This window comes from Nonomuraea maheshkhaliensis (assembly GCF_039529435.1).
Classification (GTDB): Bacteria; Actinomycetota; Actinomycetes; order Streptosporangiales; family Streptosporangiaceae; genus Nonomuraea; species Nonomuraea maheshkhaliensis.
The window spans coordinates 1,179-2,597 of record NZ_BAAAMU010000280.1; the positions used below are offsets into that span (position 1 = coordinate 1,179).

Annotated in this window: 1 pseudogene; it reads right to left on the reverse strand. The window is 65.3% G+C overall.

The features are described from left to right. Nucleotides 1–1,419: pseudogene (locus ABFX54_RS56305) on the reverse strand (DNA-directed RNA polymerase subunit beta); the annotation flags it as partial.

The window sequence follows — 1,419 nt, forward strand, 5'->3', positions numbered from 1 at the left end:
GTCGGTCACCTTGCCGTCGACGACCTTGCGGTAGGGCGTCTCGACGAAGCCGAAGGCGTTGATCCGCCCGTAGGAGGCCAGCGATCCGATCAGGCCGATGTTGGGGCCTTCGGGGGTCTCGATCGGGCACATCCGGCCGTAGTGGGACGGGTGCACGTCGCGCACCTCCATGCCCGCCCGCTCACGGGACAGGCCGCCGGGGCCGAGCGCGTTCAGCCTCCGCTTGTGCGTCAGGCCGGCCAGCGGGTTGGTCTGGTCCATGAACTGCGACAGCTGCGAGGTGCCGAAGAACTCCTTGATCGACGCCACGACCGGGCGGATGTTGATCAGGGTCTGCGGCGTGATCGCCTCGACGTCCTGCGTCGTCATCCGCTCGCGCACGACGCGCTCCATCCTGGCCAGGCCCAGCCGGACCTGGTTCTGGATGAGCTCGCCGACGCTGCGCAGGCGGCGGTTGCCGAAGTGGTCGATGTCGTCGACGTCCACGACGACCTCACCCGTCGAGCCCATCGACGTCTCGCCGGCGTGCAGCCGCACCAGGTATTCGATCATCGAGACGATGTCGTCCTCGGTCAGGGTGCCGTGCGTGATCTCGGCGTCGACGCCGAGCTTCTTGTTGATCTTGTAGCGGCCCACCTTGGCCAGGTCGTACCGCTTGGGGTTGAAGTAGAGGTTCTCCAGCAGGGTCTGCGCCGACTCCCTGGTGGGCGGCTCACCGGGCCGCAGCTTGCGGTAGATGTCGAGCAGGGCGTCGTCCTGGCCGGCCGTGTGGTCCTTCTCCAGGGTGGCCCGCATCGACTCGTACTGGCCGAACCGCTCGAGAATCTTCTCGTTGGTCCAGCCCAGTGCCTTGAGCAGCACGGTGACGGCCTGCTTGCGCTTACGGTCGATGCGCACACCGACGCTGTCGCGCTTGTCGATCTCGAACTCCAGCCAGGCGCCCCGCGAGGGGATCACCTTGCAGCCGTAGAGGTCCTTGTCCGAGGTCTTGTCGACATTGCGTTCGAAGTAGACGCCGGGCGAACGGACCAGCTGCGAGACCACGACACGCTCGGTGCCGTTGATGATGAAGGTGCCCTTCGGGGTCATGAGCGGGAAGTCGCCCATGAACACCGTCTGGCTCTTGATCTCACCGGTGGTGTTATTGATGAACTCCGCCGTCACGAACATCGGGGCGGAGAAGGTCATGTCCTTGTCTTTGCACTCGTCTACGGAGTACTTGGGCGGCTCGAACCGGTGGTCGCGGAACGACAAGGACATGGTCCCCGAGAAGTCCTCGATGGGACTGATCTCTTCGAAGATCTCTTCGAGGCCCGACTGGGTCGGGACGTCCTTGCGCCCGGCCTGGCGAGCCGCCTCTACCCGGGCCTTCCACTTCTCGTTGCCGAGCAGCCAGTCGAAAGACTCGGTCTGCAGGGC